A 19,736-nucleotide genomic window follows, 5' to 3' on the forward strand; every position below is an offset into this window, starting at 1 on the left:
TGCGCGGGCGCCCGGCAGAAAGTGCCGGGCCGGTTAACCCGTCGTTAACCACGGAAGCGTCAACTCGGGTGGCAACGCTTCGTTAACCCTCCTGATTCCGGGACCGCTCGTGTCGCAAGCCGCTCTCCAGATTGTGCCGAAGCCGGCCGACGCCGCCTCCGAGACCGCCGCCAAGCGGCGTCCCATCCGCTTCCGCGGGCGCTCCTTCATGGCGCTGGTGCTCGCCCCCGAGCAGCCGCTCGACGAGTGGTACGCCGAGCTCGACGGCCTGACCGCGGGCTCGCCCGGCTTCTTCGGCGAGCGCCCGGTGGTGCTCGACGTCTCTGGCATCAAGCTGTCCCCACGCCTGCTCGCCGCCCTTTTGGGCGAGCTCGACATCCGCAAGGTGCGGATCATCGGCGTCGAGGGCTGCGACCCGAAATTCCTCGACGGCCCCAACGCCCGGCTCGCCATGCCGGTCGGCGGGCGGGCGGCCGGCGAGATTTCCGCCAAGGAAGCGGCCGCCGCCTCCACCACCTCGCTGGTGATCGACCACCCCGTGCGGTCAGGCCAGAGCGTCTCGTTCCAGGGCGACGTCACCATCTGCGGATCGGTCGCCTCGGGCGCCGAGATCGTCGCGGGCGGCTCCATCCACGTCTACGGCGCCCTCCGCGGCCGGGCGATCGCGGGCTCGGCCGGCGACGGCAAGGCCCGCATCTTCTGCCGCAAGCTCGACGCCGAACTGCTGGCGATCGACGGCGTCTACATGACCACCGACGAACTGGACAAGACGCTCCGCGGCAAGCCCGTCCGCGCGCAGCTCGACGGCGAAATCCTGCGCGTCCACGCGCTCGACTGATCTTTCGATGAACGAACGACACAACGATTTTGGAGAGAAGTCACATGGCTGAGGTTCTGGTCGTCACGTCGGGCAAGGGAGGCGTCGGCAAGACGACGTCGACCGCAGCCCTCGGCGCGGCTCTCGCCCAGACCGGGCAGAGCGTCGTCGTCATCGATTTCGACGTCGGGCTGCGCAACCTCGACCTCGTCATGGGGGCCGAGCGCCGGGTCGTCTACGACCTCATCAACGTGGTCCAGGGCGACGCCAACCTCAACCAGGCGCTGATCAAGGACAAGCGGGTGGAGAGCCTCTCGCTCCTCCCCGCCTCCCAGACGCGCGACAAGGACGCGCTGACGGCCGAGGGCGTCGAGCGCGTGATCAACGAGCTCAAGGGCAAGTTCGACTGGATCATCTGCGACAGCCCCGCCGGCATCGAGCGCGGCGCCTACTTCGCGATGCGCCACGCCGACCTCGCGGTCATCGTGACCAACCCTGAAGTCTCCTCGGTCCGCGACAGCGACCGCATCATCGGCCTGCTTGACTCCAAGACCGAGAAGGCCGAGCGCGGCGAGACCATGGAGAAGCTGCTTCTCCTCACCCGCTACGACCCCGTGCGCGCCGAGCGCGGCGACATGCTCAAGGTCGACGACGTGCTCGAGATCCTCTCGATCCCGCTGCTCGGCATCATCCCTGAGAGCCCCGAAGTGCTGAAGGCCTCGAACCTCGGCTCGCCGGTCACGCTGGCGAACCCGATCTCGGCCCCCTCGCGCGCCTACCTCGATGCGGCCCGGCGTCTCCGCGGCGAGACCATCGAGATGACCGTGCCGAGCGAGAAGAAGCGCTTCTTCGGAAACCTGTTCGGTCGGAGGGCGGCATGAGCGTTCTCAAGTTCTTCACCCGCCGCTCCTCGGCGCCCGCCGCCCGCGAGCGTCTTCAGCTCCTGCTGGCCCACGAGCGCGCCGTGTTCGGCCGCACCGATCTCGTCGCCCAGCTCAAGGACGAAATCCTGGCCGTCATCGCGAAGCACATCGCGATCGACCCGGAGAAGGTTCGGATCAAGACCGACACCCGCGACACGCTGGCGACCCTCGAGGTCGACATCGAGATCCGCACCCCGAACGGCGGGCTCAAGCTCGCGGGCTGACCCCCAAGAAAAAGCGGCGCGCTCCTCGGGGCGCGCCGTTTTTCCATTCTGCCGAGTGTCTCGGACGATGGTCCTACGACTTGACGAAACTCGGTCCGCTTATCCGAGCGTCGCGAGCCCCGGAAACGTCTCCAGCAGCCAGAACGACGCCGTGGTGGTGAAGCCGGTGAGGAAGGCGACGCCCGTCAGCACCAGCAATCCGCCCATGACCTTCTCGACCGTTCCAAGATGCGAGCGGAAGCGGCGGAGGAAGCCGACGAAGGGCTTCATCGCGAGCGCCGCGATCAGGAACGGCACGCCGAGCCCAAGCGCGTAGACCCCGAGCAGCCCCGCGCCGGCGGCCACGGTGGTCTCGGAGGCCGCGACCGAGAGGATCGCCGCCAGCACGGGCCCGATGCAGGGCGTCCAGCCGAAGGCGAAGGCGAGGCCCATGACGTAGGCCCCCCAGAGCCCGACGGGCTTCTGCACCTCCATGCGCGTATCGCGCATCAAGAACGGAATGCGGAACAGTCCCAGGAAGTGCAGCCCCATCACGATGATGGCGAGGCCCGCGATGGTGGCGAGCAGCGGCGCGTTCTGAAGCAGCAGCCGGCCGAGCAGCGACGCGGTCGCGCCGAGCGCCACGAAGACGGTGGAGAAGCCCGCGACGAACAGGGCCGCGGCCGCCAGCGCCCGGCCGGTGGCGGCCTTGGGCGCGTCGTCGGCCGTGAGCTTGTCGAGCGTCGTGCCGGCGAGAAAGCACAGGTAGGGCGGCACCAGCGGCAGCACGCAAGGGCTTAAGAAGCTGATGGCCCCGGCCGCGAAGGCGGCGGGAATGGTGACGGCGCCGATCATCTCACGCTCCGGTCGCGCGAGGCCTTTCGCGCCTCCCTGCCCTAGCCCGGCTTCAGGCTAAGCGAAAGGCGCCCGTGCGGCGCGGCGCGCGAACGTGAAGGGAGCGCCGTTCGCAGATCCCTGACGCTACGAGGTCCCGAACCGATCCCGCCACGCGCCTTGCGCGCCCGGCAGTGGCAGCGCTGTCGCCTCGTACACGCCGCGGGCCACGGCGCGCGCCAGCGTGAGCGCCGCAACGTGGCCAAGCGCGGTCAGGGCCGCCACGCGATCCCCCTCGAGCTGGCGCAGACCGGTCGCGGCCGAGAACACCACGTCTCCGTCGAGCGGCGAGTGACAGGGCACGAGGGCGCGCGCCAGGCCGTCTTGCGCCATGACGGCGAGCGCCTTCGCCTCCGCCTTGGTCAGCCGCGCGTCGGTCACGACGACGGCGAGCGTCGTGTGCGCGCCCGGCTGGGGTTTCGCGGGCGGGAACAGCGCCTCGGGCGGAACCACGGGCGTCGGCCCGCGCCCGCCGAACTCACTCCCGATCTCGAACGGCGCGGCCCAGAAATGCGCGCCATCCCCGATCGTTGCGGACCCCAGCGCGTTGACGGCGGCCAGCGCGCCCACCGTGACGCCTAGGTCCTCGACGATCGCCGAGGCCGAGCCGAGCCCGCCCTTCAGCGTCGCGGTGCGGGCGCCGAGCCCCGCGCCGACCGAGCCAAGCCCAAAATCCTCGCCCGCCGACACCGTCGCGCAATAGCCGAGGTCGCGATAGGGCGGATAGCGGCCCCAGTCCTTGTCGCCGCCGTTGGTCAGGTCGAACAGGATCGCGCCCGGCACGATCGGGACCCGGGCCGGTCCGACGGCGAAGCCACGGCCGGCTTCCGCCAGCGCCGCCATGACGCCCGCCGCGGCGTCGAGGCCAAAGGCGGAGCCGCCGGATAGGACCAGGGCGTCGATCGCCTGCACCGTGCGTTCAGGCGCGAGCAGCTCGGTCTCGCGGACGCCCGGCCCGCCGCCGCGCACATCGACGGAGGCGACGGCAGGCGTGTCGAACACGATCGCGGTGACGCCGGAGGCGAGCCCGACGTCGTCGGCGTGGCCCACGCGGACGCCCGCGACGTCCGTCAGCAGGTTCCGCAGCCCCGTGCGGAGCCTCACGCGTCGCCCGGCTGGGGCGCGTGCCAGCGCACCCGGTAGAAGATGTGGCGGCCGATCTTGTCGAGCTTGACCATGTCGCGGATCCAGCGCGGGCGGACGTAGGTCGCGTGATAATGCGTCGAAGAGCCGACCTCGGGAAGCCAAGCGCCGCCCTCGGTCACGTCGCGGGCGATGCGGGTCGCCAGCCGCCACGCGTAGACGTTGTTCACCCGGTCCGGGATGCGGTCGCAGGCGAAGGAGAACTGGCACGCGTTGCGCCAGTTTTTGTTCTGATAGACGACGCCGCAGACCGTGTTCGGATAGTAGCCGGAGCGCGCGCGGTTCATGACGACCTGCGCCACCGCATACTGGCCCTCGACCGGCTCGCCGCGGGCCTCGAAGTAGATCGCCTCCGCAAGGCACTTTTCCGACGAGGCGAGCTGGGCCTCGGGGATGAACAGCCGGCGGGACATCCGCGTCTGGATGACGCCGTCGAGGCCGCCGCGGAGCGCCGCGGTCTCGGCTTCGGAGGGCGCGCCCTTGCGCAAGGGGGCGTCGTTGGCGCGCGCGTCGACCTTCGCGAGATGACCGGCGTCGCCCTTCGTCGGCGCGACCGGCATGGCCGCCACCGCCATCGGCGCCTCAGTCGCGGGCGTGGTGGTGCGCGGGATGTGGCCTCCCGACAGAAACGCGACCGAGGGCGTCGAACCGTCATGATTGGCGCCGGCCTCCCGGCGCGTCATCGGCACGCGCGTCACCGCGCCGAGGTCCTGAACCGCCGAGTAGGCGCCCTCCTCGTCGAGGCCGTCGTCCTTCGGCGCGGCGTCCGCAACCTTCTCGGACAGCTCCGCGCGGCTCGGCGTCGGCGGCAGCACGATGGTCGGCGCCGCGCGGCGGCCGTCGCCGACGAGCGGCAGGACGCTCAGCACGCCGCGGCGGTCGGGATGAAGCAGCGCGCCGATCGGGGGCAGGGTCACGAACGCCTCGCCGGAGTCGACGGTCGCCGCGACGGTGGGCGCGGTCTGCTCGGGAGGCGGCAGGATGGCGCTCCGATCGCCCTTCGCGGTGCGATCGAGGAACGCCTCGGGCCCCTCCCCCTTGGCCGCCGCGGCGACGAGGACCTCCGCCTTCGGCTCCTCGGCCTCCTGCAGCACGAGATACTCGCCGGCGCCGAGGAGATCGACCGAGAGCTCCGGCCCGCGGCCCGACGCGAACAGGTCCGCCGCTTCGAGCGAGACGAGATCGGCCGCGCGCCGACGCCCGGCTGCGAGATAGAGCGAGCGATCGCCCTCCTCCGCCCGCACGCGCCCCGACGAGAGGCTGAAAGCGTCCTGCCGCGCGATGGAGGTCGTGGCGAAGGGCAGCGTTGCGGCCGCCAGCGCAAGGCGAAGCGCGAACGGCCCGAGCCGCCGCTCCCGCCGTCGCCCGACGCGCCGCTTCGTCTCCCGTGACGCCATGGAACGCGCACTCCACGCGAGGCCGGGCGAGCATCTCACCCAGCCGAAACCACACACCGGTATGGTTTTCGCGTCTTAACCTTGAGGAGCGGTTAACGAGGGCGCGTCAGGGGGCGGTCAGCCGGGCGGCGAGGCGGTTGGCGACTTCGCGCTCGCGGGCGAAGGCGCCGCCGGAGAGCTCACGGAGAAGCGGGGCCGCGGCGGCGACCCCGGCCGTGCCGAAGCGGGCCTTGAGGGCCGCGTTCAGCCGGGCTTCGGACTGCCGCCCGCGTTGCGGGCCGAGTTGGCCGGTCGCCTTCAGATGGCCGAGGTGCTCATCCACCAGCGCGGCGAGGCTTTCGACGCCCTCGCCGGTCTCCGAGGAGACCAGCGTCACCGGTGGACGCCAGCCGTTCGCGCCCCCGCTCGCAAGCGTCAGCGCGCTTTCGAGGTCGTCGCGCGCGCGCGTGGCGGGAGCGCCGAGGTCCGCCTTGGTGACCGCCACAACGTCCGGCAGCTCCATCACCCCCGCCTTGATGAACTGCAGCGCGTCGCCGGAGGCGGGCTGCACGGCGAGCAGGATGGTGTCAGCCACCAACGCCACGTCCGCCTCCGACTGGCCGACGCCGACCGTCTCGACGATCACCCGGTCGAACAGCGCCCGCATCAGGATGACGACGCCGAAGGCGAGGTCGGACAGGCCGCCCAGCCGGTCGCGCGCGGCGAGCGAGCGGACGAACACGTCCTGGTCGTCGGGGTCGGTCGGGATACGGGCGCGGTCGCCGAGCAGGGCCCCGCCGGAGCGCATGGACGAGGGATCGACCGCCACCACGCCGACCGACAGGCCGCGGCCGCGCAGGCGCCGCACCAGCGCCCCAGTGAGGGTGGACTTGCCGACGCCTGGAGGGCCGGTGAGGCCGATCACGTCGCCCTTCGGCTCGGCCTCCGCGGCGTCGAGCAGGGCCGCGACCTCCAGGCCGCCGGCGCCGCGCTCGAGCCGGGCGAGCGCGCGCGCCAAGCCGGCCTTGCCGGCGCCGCGGAGGGTCTGGAGGTCGGGAAACGGCTGGGCTGTCACGGGACCTGGCGCACCGGGGGCGAGAGAGGCGTCAGCCTCCTCTCGCACGATTCCACGGCGCCCGCGACGGCGCCTTCGTCGGCGCGCCGCGTCGGGGTCAGGGCTTCGGCGCGGCGCCCGGCTGCGCGGGCGCGGTCTTGTAGCGGTCGCATGCGTCCTTGAGCATGCTGTCGGCCTTCTGCAGCGCCACGTTGAACACGCGGGACTTCTCCGGCGGGAACATGGCGCGCTGCGCCTTCGCCTTGTCCACGTCGCCCATCATGTAGTCGTAGAACACCTGCCGCTCGGCGATGTCGTTGATGTGCAGGTTCGCGACCTGAACCACGCAGCCGCAGAGCTCTTTCGACACCCTGGCCGTGCACGCCGCCGTGTAGGCGCTGTCCACCTTTGCGGATTCGGCCGGATCAGCGGTCTGTTGCTGACCCGACGACGGCGCGCCCTGCGCGAAGGCCGCGCCGCCGGCGGCGAGGAGAAGGGCGGCCGCGAGGCCGAAGCGGGCGTGACGCATAGGTGAGGTCCTCCGACGCGGGCGGCGCCGTCTGTCGCGGCGCTCGCCTTCTTATGGCGCGCTTACGTTTGGCACGCCGCGCCCGGATCAGCCACCCCCGCGGGGGGCCGACGATGGGCGAAAGCGTCAGTGCGCCGCGGTGGCGTCGTAAGCGGGCGTGGTGGCGCGGAAGGCGTCGAGCCATTCGACGAGCTTCGGGTGCTCCGCACGCCAGCGGCCTTCGAAACGGAAGTCGAGATAGCCGAGCGCGCAGGCGACCGCGATGGCGCCCACGTCGCCATGCTCGACCGGGGGCGAGGCCTCGAGCGCGCCGAGCGCCCGCGCGACCTTTCCGGCCTGCATCTCGAGCCACTTCGGTTCGATCTTCGCCTCGTCGCGGAAACGCCGCTCATAGATCTGCAGCAGGGCGGCGTCCATCAGCCCGTCCGCCAGCGCCTGCGTCCGCAGCGCGGCGAACCGGGCGGAGGGGTCCGCAGGAATGATCTTTCCGCCGCCGGCGAGGTGGTCGAGATATTCGAGGATCACGCGGCTGTCGAACAGGGTCGCGCCGTTGTCGAACTCGAGCGTCGGGATCTTGCCGAGCGGGTTGACCAAGCGGATCGGATCGTCGGGGTCGGCGGTGTTGGTGGCCACAACCCTGATGCGGTCGGATAGGCCGAGGATCGCGGCCGCGATCTTGACCTTCCGGCCGAATGGCGAGGGGGCGGCGGAACGCAGGATGAGCATGGCGTCTCCCAGAGCACGAGGACCCTCCGGCCCCCCGGCGGCCGCCGGGGGCGTCCCTCAGGATCGCCGTCATCCTGTAGCACGCGGAGACGCGGCGGAAACGCGTGAAGCTCCCGCCGGCTCTTACGGTTCCGGAGATCCCGATGCTCCGGCCGCCGCCGCCTCAGCCGACGGTGAGATTGACCGCCTTGGGACCCTTGCCCTTGCGGTCCGGCTCGACCTCGAACGTCACCAGCTGGCCTTCCTCCAGACCCGGCAGACCCGACCGCGTCACGGCCGAGACATGCACGAAGATGTCGGCGCCGCCGCCGTCCGGCTTGATGAAGCCATACCCCTTCTCGGCGTTGAAGAACTTGACCGTTCCGCTTTGCGCCATGTGGCGCCCCCTTCGCTCGCAAGTGAACTGCCCGCGCCCCCTCCGGCGCGTATCGAACGCCGGCCGCCCGCCTGGGCTGCAAAGACGAAGGTCACACCTGCGCCGCCTCGCCCATCCCGCTCGGCCTCCCCATTTTGGTAACGTTTCGCACCTGCGAAAGGCAAGGCGAAAAGATGGCGCGTTCCAGGGGATCGGCGCCTCAGGAGGGTGCAAAACGGCGTTGCGAACGGCCGAAACCGGTGGTCAGACGCTCAGTTCTTCAACAATCGCGCGTCCGCCTGCGTCCTGTTGAAGAGCTTGGGCGATCTCCGGCAGTCCGGAACGGCAATCGTCGGCGAGCGTCCAAGGTGGGTTTGCGAGGATCAGGCCCGTCCCGTTCAGCAGCCGTGGGTCTTCGCAGCCGCGAACATGGACTTCGACGCGCAGCAGCTTGGGTCGGCCTGAAGCCTTCAAAGGCTGGATCAGCGCCTGAAGATCATGGGGATCCTTCACCGGGTACCAGAGCGCGAAGCCGCCGGTCGGCCAAACGGCGTGCGCCGCGAGAAAGCGCTCCGCCATCCGCGCCAGTTCGCCCGTTTGCTCGTAGGGCGGATCGACCAGCACGAGACCGCGGCGCTCACGCGGCGGCAGCCAGGCGTTCAGCGCGGTCCAGCCGTCGATCTCGACCACCTTCACGCGCTTGTCCCGGCCCATCGCCCGCCCGAGGGCCGCGGCGTCCTTGGGGTGCAGTTCGCACAAGCGGAGCCTGTCGTCGTCCCGCGCGAGCCGGCGGACAATCTCCGGCGAGCCGGGATAGCGCCCCGGCCGCCCACTCCCGTCGTCGAACTCGGCCAACACTCGGCGCCAAGGCGCTAGCAGCCGCTCCGCGGCCTCCCCCAGCTGCCGTCCCGCAAGACGGCCGACGCCGTTCCGCCATTCGGCGGTCCTGCTCGCCTCTTCGCCTTCAAGATCGTAGACGCCGACGCCCGCATGGGTGTCGAGATAGCCCCAAGGCGCGCTCTTCAAGTTGAGGTGTTCGATCACGCGAGCGAGCAGGACGTGCTTGAGCACGTCCGCGAAGTTCCCGGCGTGGAACGCGTGGCGGTAGTTCACTCCCGGCGGCCGGCGTCAGACGTCGTCGGGCGGCGGCGGGAGCATGACCACGAAGTCCTTCTCGCAGGCTTCCACCACCGTCCAGACGCCGACGAAGCCGGGCTCGATGACGATCGCGTCGCCGGCCTCGTAGTCGACGGGCTCGCCGCCGTCCGGCGTCAGCACGCAGCGACCGGACCGCAGACGGCACCACTCCCACTCGTCGTACGCGACGCGCCACGCGCCCGGCGTCGCGGACCAGACGCCGGTGATCAGCCGGCCGTCCGGCGACTCGTAATGCACCGACGTCCGGAAGGTCGGCGCGCCTTCGACGACGAGCTCGGGCGCGGGCGCGCCGTCCTCGAACGCGGCCCCCGGCCCTCCCAAGAGGTGCAAGCGCATGGCGGCATCGACGTCGTCAGTCACGGCCATTCTCCCCGCATCGGCGGAAACGCCACGCGGTCGGCGCGGCAGGCGCGGCGGTCGACCTCGCCGCAGGCGCGGAACTCCAGGTCCTTGGTCATGCAGACTCGCACCTCGCGCAGGTTCCGTCGCGCACAGTCGACCGCGATCATGTCCGCGTTCAAGCCCGGATTGGCCGCGATGAAGGCGCGCTCGACGTCGTCCGGCGAGGTCGTCAGCCAACGGTCGAGCGCGCGGTAGGCCGAAGGGATCGCCATCTTGTCATAGGCCGCCCGGGCTTTCGCGAAGTAGCCGGCCGGATCGAGCCCGGAACATGTCCCATGCTTGCGCCACTGATGCCGCACGAGGCCCGGGCTCGGCATGACGTCGAGCATCCCGTCGACGGTGCGGCGCGAGGGGCCGCGATCATCGCCGCCACAGGACGACGGGAAGCCGCGCTCGTACTGCGGCCAGAGCCCATGCAGCACGAAGGCGAAGGGCCTGGGACCCGCACATTGCATCCGGTCGGCCCGCGCGCCGCGGTCGGCGCAATAGGTCGGGGACCACGACAGCGAGAGCACGTAAAAGTCGAAGTCTCCAGGCTGCCCCCGCTCCTGCGCCGAGGCCGGCGCGACGGCGAGGAGAAGGAGCGCGGCCGCCAGAAGGCGTCGGATCACGGACGAACCATCTTGCAGCCCGGAGCGAAGGCGCGGTGACGGTCGAGGCCGGTGACGCACCAGTTCACGCCCCAGCCCATCCCGGCGAAGCCGTCGCCCTCGATGATCTCGTAGAACACCCGGCGCGGGCGCCGATCCGTGGTGACTGTCTCGGCGGCGCAGAACCGGCGCGGCACGAAGCTCGGCCCCCAGCTGCGGTAGCCGATCTCGCGGGGATGACCGACCGCCTCGAGGGCCAGGTCCGAGCCCCAGTAACCGCGCTCGCGCGCGGCGAAGGCCGAGGTGATGCGGCCGATCACGCCGCTGTCGCCGCAGGCCGGCAGGCGGCCCGAGAACCCGCGGTAGAACGGCGCCGGTTCGACCACCGTCGCCTCGTAGGTCGTCGTCGTCGCATAATCCGCGGCCATGGCTGCGGGCGCCGTGGCGACCGCCGCGAGGATCGCGCAGGCACCTGCAAAGCTCTTCATCCGACCCTCCGCTGCGTCGTCTATGAGCGCGTCCGCGCCCGAAAGCGACATCAAGCGCCTCATTGGTTAAAATCAAGCGTTTGCGCCCGAGATGGTTACGTCCGCCGGCGGGTCTTTGGACCGTCGCGGAGCGGGTGCTACCGTCCAGCCGCCCGACCGCCCCCACAACAGGATACGCCGCGCACGATGCAGAGGTTCGAGACCGCCCATGACGCCGCCCTCGCCCTCCGGCCCGATCAGCCCGTCTACGCGTTCCGGCCGGGCGTCCTGGCGACCGACGCCAAAGCGTTTCTCAGCGCCTTCCGCGGACAGACGGCCTACGCCGTAAAGACCAACGGCGAGCCGTTCGTCCTCGACGAACTGGTGAAGGCGGGGGTGACGGCCTTCGACGTCGCGAGCCCCGCCGAGTTCGCCGCGGCTCGCGCCGCCTCAGCCGACGCCGGCATGTTCTACATGCACCCGGTGAAGGCGCAGTCGGACATCCGGCTCGCGCTCGAGACCTACGGCATCCGCCACGTCGCCCTCGACCACGAGGACGAAATCGCGAAGATCCTTAGGATCGTGCGCGCGCAGGACATCGCGCCGAGCGACGTCACGCTGTTCGTCAGGCTCGCGACCAAGGGGCACGCCGCCTACGAGCTCTCGAAGAAGTTCGGCGCGACCGCCGCCCACGCCGTCGAACTGCTGCAGCGTCTCGACCGCGTGGGCTTCCGTGCGGGCCTGACGTTCCACGTCGGGAGCCAGGTCGAGGATCTCGACACCTATGAGCGAGCGATCGGCACCGCCGCCTGGGTAAAGGGGCGCGCAGGCGTCGACATCACGGCGCTCGACATCGGCGGCGGGTTTCCCGCGCCTTACGGCCGCGACCTGAAGAAGGACGCGCGGCCGACGCCCGAGATCGGAAGCCTCGTCGCCAAGATCGAGCAGGAGATCGACGCCTGGGGGCTCGGCGACCTACCCCTGATCGCGGAGCCCGGCCGGGTCGTGGTCGCGCGCTCGCTCTCGGTGGTGGTGCGGGTGCTGCTGAAGAAGGGCCAGCGGCTCTACATCAACGACGGCGTCTGGAGTTCGCTCTCCGACAGTTGGACCGGCAAGATCACCCTGCCCGCCCGGCTGATCCCGGATCCGGCGCGCCGCCGCGCGCCGCGCTCCTCGGCGCCGAAGCTCGCCCCCTACCGGGTGATGGGCGCGACCTGCGACTCCGTCGACATCCTGTCCCGGCCGTTTTGGCTGCCCGACACGGTGGACACCGGCGACTGGATCGAGATCGGCCACATCGGCGCCTACAGCCTCGCCCTGCGCACCCGGTTCAACGGCTTCTACCCCGACACCTTCGTGGAGGTGGCGACGCCGTATGAAGACGAAGAGGGCCCCGAAGGCGTCGCGACGGTCGAAAGCCGGGGGGCCGTACGCTAAGCGTCAGCGCTCGCCGCGGAACACGATCGGGAACTTGCCGGGCTCGCCGACGCCGTCGCACTCCTCCTTCGACCGATACTCGACCATGCGGAATGCGGCGCCGCCCCACTCCCAGGATCCAACCTGACCGCAATCGCCTTGGGCGCGCCCGCGATCGAAGGCGGTGAGCTCTTTCTTCGCCGGGTCGTAGGCGACATTCGACAACACATCGACGCCAGTCCAGCCGACCGATTCCAGGAAGGCTGCGAACAGCAGCGGCTCGAAGCGCCCCGCCGCGCGCGACGGATCCTCGAGGAAGAGGGCGAAGTCGACATTGGTCGCGCCCGAGGCGCAGACCATCGCCCAAAGGGTGAGGCCGCCGCCGAGATCGGCCGCGAAGGACTCCTCGGCCAGGAACGAGGCGTCGGTTTCGTTGCGGTCCCAGACCGGGCAGTCGCGATCCACCATGATCTGGCGGAGAGCCGGCGGCGCATGTTCGCGGCTCACGTCGCGGACCTGCCCGGAACGCACCGCGGGGGTGTCGCCCCCCACGAGCGCGACCAACGCGTCCGGACGGTCGACACGGCCTTGGGCGCGATCGACCTCGGCGAGCGCGGAGGCGAACCCCGGCAAAGCGAAGTCCGCCGAGAGATCGCGGCGGTCCTCCGCGACGATCTCCGCCGTCAGCACCTTGCCGCGGCGGAGGAAGGGCAGGAGCTTGCGGGTGGCCGCGTCGGAAAAGCGGAGTTCGACGCCGCCGGCAGCCCCCGGGGCGCTTGCGAGATCAGCGCCGGAGGCGAAGCGGATCGGCGGGCCGCCGTCGACCGCGAGCGCCACGCGCGGCCGATTGAGGGCGCCTTCGACGTCGACCGCCAGCACGAGCCGAGGCGCGGTTTCTGGGGCGCCGGCCCGCTGGGCGACAAGCCGAGCCGCGTTCGCGGTCGTCTTCACCGCCGCCGTCTCCATGCGGCAGTCGACGACTTTCACGCCCGTCCCACAGGAGACCCCCCAACCCTCGAATTGCGCGGCGTTCGCCGCGGCGCATGCGGCGGCGATGAGAGCGAGGCTTGCGAGCAAACGGCGCATGGCGGGTCGCGACCTCGAATGCAGCGGACGGCGCGCGACCCTAATCCCGAATCGCGCCGAGACAAATCAGCCGGACGCACAGGCCCTCGACCAGAACGTCACGCAGACGTGAGGCGCCACGCCCTCGCCCGCGAAACTTTCCCCGGGACCGTCGAGTTATCTCCGGTGGGAGAGGCGCAGAACCTGGCGCGCACGCGCGCCCCTTAAAAATCAGGAGCTTCAAAAGATGCGAAAGACGCTCGCAATAGCGATCGCCGCAACGATTGGCCTCACGGGTGTCGTCAGCGCCGAAGCCGCTCCGCTTCGCGCGCCGGAGCCGCGGGCGACGCTGGATCAGGTGCGCGCCCAAGCGCTGACCGACATGCAGACCGGAAACATCCAGACCGTGGATCGACGCCGTTGGCGCGGCGGGCGCGGCTGGGGCGGAGGTCGCCATTATGGCGGCCGCCGGCATTTCTCCAGCCGGCGGTATTATGGCGGACGGAGGTACTACGGCGGACGCCGGTATTATGGCGGGCGCGGGTACTACGGACGGCGCTATTACGGGCGGCGGTACTATCGCGACCGGGACTACGGCGGCTATGCGGCGGCCGGCATCGCGGGTCTCGCGGCCGGCGCTCTGATCGCAGGAGCGGCGAACGGCCGCAGCTATTCGCGCGGCGACAGCTACTGCGCACAGCGGTTCCGCTCGTACAATCCGCGGACCGGCACCTATACGGGCTACGACGGACGTCAGCACCCCTGCCCGTAAGGACCTGCGACGACGGCGCGACCAGCGCCGAGCGTTCCTCCGAAGCCCCGGCGCGCGCCCCGCGCCGGGGCTTTTTCATGACCGCCGTCGAGGAACCGTCGTTCAGGTCGGGCGTTTCCCCTCGTGAACGAAGACAGAACGAGGACACGCTCATGGCCGAAAGTCGCCCGCAGGCTCGCGTCGACGCCCGCCGCGCCGCAGACCCCGATGCGCCTACGCCCGGCGCCCCGGCTCACGACATCCATCCCAATCCGAAGACCGCGCCCGATCCTGAAAGCAACACGGAGAAGGACCCGAGCGATTGGGTGTCAGGCGACGAGCCGATGACCGGGGCCCAGGCCTCCTATCTCAAAACGCTTTCGGAGGAGACCGGGGCGGAGGCCTACAAGCCGGACCTCACCAAGGCTGAAGCCTCGATGGCGATCGACGAGCTCAAGGACGCCCGCAACCGAAAACGCTGATCGGACCGCTCAGTACAGACGGCCGCCGTTCGGAACGGCGGTCGTCGGCGACAGCAGCACGACCTCGCCGTCGGCGTCCGGCACGCCGAGGGTCAGAACTTCGGACATAAACTTGCCAATCTGCCGCGGCGGGAAGTTCACCACCGCAACGACTTGGCGACCGATCAGATCCTCAGGCGCATAGTGCCGTGTGATCTGCGCCGACGATCTCTTCAGGCCGATATCCGAGCCGAAATCGATCTTGAGTTTGATCGCGGGCTTTCGCGCCTCGGGATAGGGCTCGGCTTCGACGACCACGCCGACGCGGACGTCGAGCTTCAGGAAGTCGTCGAAGGTAATGATGGGGGCAGCGGCCTGATCCGTCCCGCTCACGCGGCGCTCGCCACGTCGTCGGCCTCGTCCTTGCGGCTACGGTGGCCGAAGGCGCGGTCGCAGACCTCGCGGAAGGGTGCGGTCAGGCGGAGCGCGTCGTCGGCGCGGCGGGCCCAGCGTTCAGCCTTCCGGAGCTCCTCGTCGAGGGCCTTCATGGTTCGGGCAAGGCCCTGGTCGGCGTCGTTGAGGAAAGTCTCGAACACGCGCGCGTGGACGAGCACCAGCGCCTGAGCGCGCGCCGCTCCCAGAGGACCGGACTCCTGCACTCCGGCCGCGGCCAGCATCCACTGCATCGATGAGACCGCGACCTTGTTCATCTCCGCGGCGCCCAGCGGATCGCGCATCACGCCGCGGCGTGCGGCGCGCAAACCCTCTCGGTAGGGCGCTAGGGCCTCGAAACGCCGCATCAGCACGTCGAAGAGACGCTCGCGCGCCGGCTCGTCCGCCATGTCCTTGACGTCGTGATCGAGCACGTCGAGATCGATCCTGCGGACGAAGCCGGCGAGCACCGCGCCCTTCGAAGGGAACAGGCCACGCAGTTCCGCCAGCCCGACCCCGGCTCGGTCGGCAAGATCGTGCAGACCGATCTCGCTCCAGGGCTTCTCGGCCAGCAGTGAAAACAGGGCGTCGATCACCTTGTCGCGCGGATCGGGTCCGGGCGCGGCCTTTGACGGCTTCGCCGCCGAAGCGTCGCTCGACGATGGATTGCGGGCCATGGCGCGTCTCCTCGCGTGTCTGGGGTGATCGCTCGTCACGCGATTATGGGCACAGAGCGGGTCCGTTCCAAGGCGGCCCGGGCTGCTCAGCCCGCAAGTTCGCGGGAACGCGCTGTCGCCGCCGCCACCGCCCGCTCCAGAAGCGGGTCGAGGCCGTCGGCCGCCATCAGGACGCCGAGCGCCGCGGCCGTCGTCCCGTTTGGCGAGGTCACGTTCTTGCGCAGCGTTTCCGGGGTATCGGCCGAGCGGTGAAGCAATTCGCCCGCGCCCTCGACGGTGGCGCGCGCCAGTTTGGCGGCGAGCTCGGGCGGCAATCCCGCCGCGACGCCGGCGCGGGCGAGCGATTCCGCCATCAGGAACACATAGGCCGGTCCCGACCCGGAGACGCCGGTGACGGCGTCGATCAGCGCCTCGTCGTCGACCCACACGACATCGCCGCACGCCTGCAGCAAGCGGTCCGCAAGAGCCCGTTGCGCCAGGCTGACGCCCTCGCCTGCGACGCAGACCGTGATGCCGCGGCCGACGGAGGCCGGCGTGTTCGGCATGGTTCGCACCACGGCGGCGTTGGCGGGAAGCCCGGCCCGCAGCGTCTTGAGCGTCGTTCCCGCGAGGATCGACACGACCACCGTATCCGGGCCTACGAAATCCGCCACGCTCGGAAGCGCAGCCCCCGCCATCTGCGGCTTGACCGCGAAGAGGATCGCCGCCGGCGGCGGCAGGCTGCCGGGTTCGGGCGCGAGGATGACGCCCTGCGCGGCGAGGCGTTCAGCGGCGGCGGTCGGAAGTCCCGGGTCGACGACGGCGACCAGCGCCGGATCGAGACCGCCCGCCAGCCAGCCGTCCAGGAGGGCGCCGCCCATCTTGCCGGCGCCGACGAGAAGAATCGGGCCGCCCGGAGAGAGCGGCCCGATGGAATGCCCGGTCATGAAAGGCTCAACGCCGTCACGCCTCCCCCGCCGTCTCGAAGGCCACCACCTGCATGGCCTCCTCGGCGCTCTTGCCCGCCCAGACCACGAACTGGAACGCCTGATAGTGACGTTCGCAGGCTTCGAGGGCCCCTTGCAGCAGGGCTTCGCATTGGGGGGCGCTCGCCTCCGCCCCGCCGGTCAGCAGGAGCGAGTGCCGGTAGACCACCACGCCCTCCTTGCTCCACAGATCGAAGTGGCCCAGCCACATCTGCTCGTTGACGAGCGTCAGCAGCTGGAGAATTTCCACCTTGCGGCGGTCAGGAACCTTGAGGTCAAAGGCGCAGGCGAGGTGAAGGGACTCCAGATCGTCCATCCACGTGAGAGACACGTGGTAATCGGACCAGGATCCATCGACGGAAATCGTAATCTCGTCGTCGTCGGACCGGTCGAAAGACCAGTCGTTCAACGTCGCGATGCGTTCGATCATGTCGACAGGGTGGCCGTGACGCTCGGCGTCCACGTCGATGAGAGCCATGAGCTCCTCCCCAGGTGAAGGCCCTGCTCGAGGGCGTGGGAACGACGTCGCGCGTGACCTGCGGACCAAGGGCGGCCCGCCGACCGAGGCTCCGGATCGCGTGGCGTAACGCCAGCGATTCGAGCCCCCTCAGACAGTATATGGCGCCCGTTTCGGCGCTGCACACATGCTGTCGTACTTGGATGAACGGATCCGCCCGTCAGATCGCGACTGTGTCTTCCGGACCGCTGCCGCCCTGCGGCGTCGAGGTCGCGCCGGCGAGCTTCGCTTCCAGCGCCTCCAGCCGCGCGGAAAGCGCCTCGTTCTCCTCGCGCGCCTTTACGGCCATCGCGCGCACGGCCTCGAACTCGTCGCGGCGGACGAGGTCGAGATCCGCGAGGATCTTGCTGGCCTGAGCCCGCACGACCGTCTCGACCTCCCGCTTCACCCCGGAAGCGGCGCCGGCGGCGTCGGTCATCAGGCGTCCGATCTCGTCGAACACGCGGCCGCGGGTCTCGGTCATGGAGTGAGGCCTTTCACAGGGAAAACGCTCGTCACACATGGCCCGTCGCCGCCCTCCCCGCAAGATCGGCGGTTCACGAGGCTTGCGGCTTCCGCGCCACGAGGAAGGCGTCGACGTCCGGAGCGCCCTTCGGAACCGGCTTGAAGCGCACGGCCAAGAGCGCCAGCGCGTAGGCGAGGACGAGGCTGACGTGCCAGGACCACCGGTGGCCGACATAGCGGGCGTTTGGCGGGGGCGTCGTCCGGCGGGCGAGCAGACGCCACAGCCAAAGAATGACGCCCTGATGGGGCGAGACCGGCAGCGTCTCGAGAGCGACGACCTCAAGGCCCAGTTCCGTAGCAAGCGCGCGGAACGCGCCCGCGTTCCACCACGTCACGTGATGCGGCGGGAGATTGAGCGGAAAATTCGGAATGTCCGTCAGCGGCGACGGGTGCAGCGGCGCCGCGAGGATCAGCAGGCCGCCGGGCTTCAGCAGCTTCGCCATCAGCCTGGCGTGACCGAGCGGATCGGACACGTGCTCAATCACGTGGAACGCCGTCGCGACGTCATAGGCGGAGGGGTTTGTCTCCGCATGATGCTCCAGCGTCTCGCGGATCACCGCCTCGTCGGCGCCAGGGCCGGCGTAGGGGTCGAGCCCGACGAACCGGGCGTGCGGCAGGTGGCGCCGGAACAAGCCGGGGCCGCAGCCGATGTCGATCACCGTGGCGCCTTTGGGCACGGAACGGGCGGCGCGACGGAAATCGACGCGGCGGTCGACCTCCTCCGTCAGCCCCTTCTGGATGTCCCACTTGGCGTAGAACCGGGCGTAGAAGGCCGCGTCTCCGACGATCGGCGGATCGAAGAACATGAGGCCCGACGGACTTTCGTACAGCGTCAGCCGCTTCACGCCCTCGAACAGGCGCGCCACGTCGACGCCCTGCCCGAACCGCCAGAAGTGCCGCAGGAACGCCGTCGAGACGCTCTGGACCGCGCGGGCGGGCTTGCCGGTGATGGGGCAGGTCGGCCCGACGGCCTCGGACGTGTCGGCGGATGGCATCATGATGTGCGCCACCGACGGGCGCCCTTACGCAACTGCGGGAGGACCTGTATCGCCCGCGCGGCGGTCGACGTCCACGGAAAGCCTGGGAGAGTGGCGCTCCGAGTTCAGGTTTGGCACGCCGCCACGACCGCAGGCCGAAGGCGATCGAGCCGCAGGCTGAAGGCCGCGACGGCGAGCCCTGCGAAGGTGATCGCGGCGGCCACGAGAGGCACCGACCAGAGGCCCGGCCCGTAGTCGATGGTCGCGCCGCCGGCCCAGGCGCCGATGGCGTTGCCGAGGTTGAAGGCCGCGATGTTGAGGCTGGAGGCGAGGTTGCGGCCGTCCGCGCCGGCCTTTTCCATCACCCGCATCTGCAGCGGGGCGACGGTGGCGAAGCTCGCCGCGCCAAGCAGGCCCAGGATCGCGACCATCGCGATCTTGTCGTAGGCGGCGACGGTCGTCAGCGCGAGCGTAAGGCTGAGCGCGCCCAGGGTGCCCACCAGCGCCAGCCCGACGTTGCGGTCCGCGAAGCGGCCGCCGGCGAGATTGCCGACCGCGAGGCCCGCGCCGAACACCAGCAGGATCGGGGAGACGGCGGCCTCCGAGAAGCCGGTCAGCTCGGTCAGCAGCGGCTGCACATAGGTGAAGGCGGCGAACACGCCCGCGAAGCCGAGCACCGTCATGAGGAAGCCAAGCTGCAGCTGCGGGTTCTTCAGGCTCGAGAGCTCGCGCTTCAGCGGCGGGGCGGGCTCGGAGGCGACGTCGCGGGGCACCGCGAGCGCAATGATCGCGAAGGCGACGACGCCGATCACGGCGACCGCCCAGAACGTCGAGCGCCAGCCGAACGCGAGGCCGAGCCAGGCGCCGGCGGGCACGCCCAGCAGGGTCGCGGCCGTGAGGCCGGTGAACATCACAGCGATCGCCGAGGCCTTGCGCTCCTGCGGCACCAGTCCGGTGGCGACCACCGAGCCGACGCCGAAGAAGGTGCCGTGGGCGAGCGAGGTGATCACGCGCGCCGCCATGAGCCAGCCGTAGTCCGGGGCGAGCGCGCAGGCGAGATTGCCCAGGACAAACACGCCCATCAGCGCGAGCAGCACGGTCTTCCGCGGCAGCTGACGGCTCGCGATCGTGAGGACGGGGGCGCCGACGAACACCCCGAGCGCGTAGCCCGAGATCAGCAGTCCGGCGGCGGGAATCGAGACGCCGAGGTCCCCGGAGACCTGCATCAGCAGGCCCATGATGACGAACTCGGTGGTGCCGATGCCGAAGGCGCCGGCGGCGAGCGCATAGACCGCGAGGGGCATGGAGTCGCTCCAGAACGCATGGATTGGAAT

Annotated in this window: 25 protein-coding genes; 6 read left to right on the forward strand and 19 right to left on the reverse strand. The window is 70.3% G+C overall.

Translation table 11 applies throughout. From position 1 onward, the window contains the following. Positions 1-109: 109 nt before the first annotated feature. The 3 genes from minC to minE are packed head-to-tail and all read left to right on the forward strand — an operon-like array spanning position 110 to position 1,964. Positions 110-838, forward strand: coding sequence for a septum site-determining protein MinC (gene minC / locus METY_RS14340; RefSeq protein ID WP_103122080.1), 729 nt, complete (start codon positions 110-112; stop codon positions 836-838). Between the two features lie 44 nt (positions 839-882). After that, complete coding sequence (minD, locus tag METY_RS14345) at positions 883-1,698, forward strand: septum site-determining protein MinD (RefSeq protein ID WP_103122081.1); 816 nt, start codon at positions 883-885, stop codon at positions 1,696-1,698. After that, positions 1,695-1,964 (forward strand): cell division topological specificity factor MinE, encoded by a 270-nt coding sequence (gene minE, locus METY_RS14350; RefSeq protein WP_103122082.1) that lies wholly within the window; start codon positions 1,695-1,697, stop codon positions 1,962-1,964. The genes minD and minE overlap by 4 nt, the downstream gene beginning before the upstream one ends. A gap of 99 nt (positions 1,965-2,063) precedes the next feature. On the opposite strand, the gene METY_RS14355 is transcribed toward minE, so the two are convergent. From METY_RS14355 to METY_RS14405, 11 genes are all read right to left on the reverse strand, one after another. After that, on the reverse strand, positions 2,064-2,798 hold the full coding sequence (locus METY_RS14355; protein ID WP_103122083.1) for a cytochrome c biogenesis CcdA family protein: 735 nt from the start codon (positions 2,796-2,798) through the stop codon (positions 2,064-2,066). 126 nt (positions 2,799-2,924) lie between these two features. After that, complete coding sequence (locus METY_RS14360; protein ID WP_103122084.1) at positions 2,925-3,941, reverse strand: P1 family peptidase; 1,017 nt, start codon at positions 3,939-3,941, stop codon at positions 2,925-2,927. Beyond that, a complete protein-coding gene (locus tag METY_RS21440; protein WP_244593666.1) occupies positions 3,938-5,377 on the reverse strand; it encodes a cell wall hydrolase in 1,440 nt (479 codons plus the stop codon). The genes METY_RS14360 and METY_RS21440 overlap by 4 nt, the downstream gene beginning before the upstream one ends. 106 nt (positions 5,378-5,483) lie before the next feature. After that, positions 5,484-6,431: an ArgK/MeaB family GTPase gene (locus tag METY_RS14370; RefSeq protein ID WP_103122085.1), complete on the reverse strand. Its 948-nt coding sequence runs from the start codon at positions 6,429-6,431 to the stop codon at positions 5,484-5,486. 97 nt (positions 6,432-6,528) lie between these two features. Further along, entirely contained in the window at positions 6,529-6,939 is a 411-nt protein-coding gene (locus tag METY_RS14375; protein WP_103122086.1) for a hypothetical protein, read from the reverse strand. A gap of 126 nt (positions 6,940-7,065) precedes the next feature. After that, a complete protein-coding gene (locus METY_RS14380) occupies positions 7,066-7,665 on the reverse strand; it encodes a glutathione S-transferase family protein (RefSeq protein ID WP_103122087.1) in 600 nt (199 codons plus the stop codon). Between the two features lie 163 nt (positions 7,666-7,828). Further along, complete coding sequence (locus METY_RS14385) at positions 7,829-8,041, reverse strand: cold-shock protein (protein WP_103122088.1); 213 nt, start codon at positions 8,039-8,041, stop codon at positions 7,829-7,831. 243 nt (positions 8,042-8,284) lie between these two features. Beyond that, positions 8,285-9,133: a 23S rRNA (adenine(2030)-N(6))-methyltransferase RlmJ gene (locus tag METY_RS14390; protein ID WP_103122089.1), complete on the reverse strand. Its 849-nt coding sequence runs from the start codon at positions 9,131-9,133 to the stop codon at positions 8,285-8,287. Between the two features lie 15 nt (positions 9,134-9,148). Further along, positions 9,149-9,544, reverse strand: coding sequence for a cupin domain-containing protein (locus tag METY_RS14395; RefSeq protein ID WP_103122090.1), 396 nt, complete (start codon positions 9,542-9,544; stop codon positions 9,149-9,151). Next, the gene (locus tag METY_RS14400) at positions 9,535-10,191 is read right to left on the reverse strand and encodes a ribonuclease T2 family protein (RefSeq protein ID WP_103122091.1); all 657 of its coding nucleotides are present in this window, start codon (positions 10,189-10,191) and stop codon (positions 9,535-9,537) included. Before METY_RS14400 ends, METY_RS14395 begins: the two co-directional genes overlap by 10 nt. After that, entirely contained in the window at positions 10,188-10,658 is a 471-nt protein-coding gene (locus METY_RS14405; RefSeq protein WP_146035729.1) for a hypothetical protein, read from the reverse strand. Before METY_RS14405 ends, METY_RS14400 begins: the two co-directional genes overlap by 4 nt. A 186-nt stretch (positions 10,659-10,844) precedes the next feature. Between METY_RS14405 and METY_RS14410 the strand changes: the two genes are divergently transcribed. Next, complete coding sequence (locus METY_RS14410; RefSeq protein ID WP_103122093.1) at positions 10,845-12,074, forward strand: ornithine decarboxylase; 1,230 nt, start codon at positions 10,845-10,847, stop codon at positions 12,072-12,074. A gap of 3 nt (positions 12,075-12,077) precedes the next feature. Here the strand turns inward: METY_RS14410 and METY_RS14415 are convergent, their stop codons facing one another. Then, entirely contained in the window at positions 12,078-13,139 is a 1,062-nt protein-coding gene (locus METY_RS14415) for a DUF1176 domain-containing protein (RefSeq protein WP_103122094.1), read from the reverse strand. A gap of 226 nt (positions 13,140-13,365) precedes the next feature. Between METY_RS14415 and METY_RS14420 the strand changes: the two genes are divergently transcribed. Together METY_RS14420 and METY_RS14425 are read left to right on the forward strand one after the other, a co-directional pair. Then, the gene (locus METY_RS14420) at positions 13,366-13,890 is read left to right on the forward strand and encodes a BA14K family protein (RefSeq protein ID WP_200819689.1); all 525 of its coding nucleotides are present in this window, start codon (positions 13,366-13,368) and stop codon (positions 13,888-13,890) included. Positions 13,891-14,042: 152 nt separating this feature from the next. Then, the gene (locus METY_RS14425; protein ID WP_103122095.1) at positions 14,043-14,351 is read left to right on the forward strand and encodes a DUF3072 domain-containing protein; all 309 of its coding nucleotides are present in this window, start codon (positions 14,043-14,045) and stop codon (positions 14,349-14,351) included. 9 nt (positions 14,352-14,360) lie between these two features. Here the strand turns inward: METY_RS14425 and METY_RS14430 are convergent, their stop codons facing one another. The 7 genes from METY_RS14430 to METY_RS14460 all read right to left on the reverse strand — a co-directional run bounded on the left by METY_RS14430 (position 14,361) and on the right by METY_RS14460 (position 19,706). Further along, entirely contained in the window at positions 14,361-14,723 is a 363-nt protein-coding gene (locus METY_RS14430) for a tRNA-binding protein (RefSeq protein ID WP_103122096.1), read from the reverse strand. Continuing rightward, positions 14,720-15,439 (reverse strand): TetR family transcriptional regulator, encoded by a 720-nt coding sequence (locus tag METY_RS14435; RefSeq protein ID WP_103122097.1) that lies wholly within the window; start codon positions 15,437-15,439, stop codon positions 14,720-14,722. Before METY_RS14435 ends, METY_RS14430 begins: the two co-directional genes overlap by 4 nt. 86 nt (positions 15,440-15,525) lie before the next feature. After that, positions 15,526-16,365 carry a pyrroline-5-carboxylate reductase gene (gene proC, locus METY_RS14440; protein ID WP_103122098.1) on the reverse strand — a complete coding sequence of 280 codons (840 nt, stop codon included), beginning with the start codon at positions 16,363-16,365 and terminating at the stop codon, positions 15,526-15,528. A 16-nt stretch (positions 16,366-16,381) separates the two neighbouring features. Then, complete coding sequence (locus tag METY_RS14445; protein ID WP_020185992.1) at positions 16,382-16,882, reverse strand: YbjN domain-containing protein; 501 nt, start codon at positions 16,880-16,882, stop codon at positions 16,382-16,384. A 199-nt stretch (positions 16,883-17,081) separates the two neighbouring features. After that, on the reverse strand, positions 17,082-17,384 hold the full coding sequence (locus METY_RS14450; protein WP_103122099.1) for an accessory factor UbiK family protein: 303 nt from the start codon (positions 17,382-17,384) through the stop codon (positions 17,082-17,084). A 73-nt stretch (positions 17,385-17,457) separates the two neighbouring features. Then, on the reverse strand, positions 17,458-18,423 hold the full coding sequence (locus tag METY_RS14455; protein WP_146035730.1) for a class I SAM-dependent methyltransferase: 966 nt from the start codon (positions 18,421-18,423) through the stop codon (positions 17,458-17,460). 104 nt (positions 18,424-18,527) lie between these two features. Then, the gene (locus METY_RS14460) at positions 18,528-19,706 is read right to left on the reverse strand and encodes an MFS transporter (RefSeq protein ID WP_103122101.1); all 1,179 of its coding nucleotides are present in this window, start codon (positions 19,704-19,706) and stop codon (positions 18,528-18,530) included. Between the last annotated feature and the right edge of the window lie 30 nt (positions 19,707-19,736).

Origin of the sequence: Methylopila sp. Yamaguchi (assembly GCF_002897035.1) — a bacterium.
Classification (GTDB): Bacteria; Pseudomonadota; Alphaproteobacteria; order Rhizobiales; family Methylopilaceae; genus Methylopila.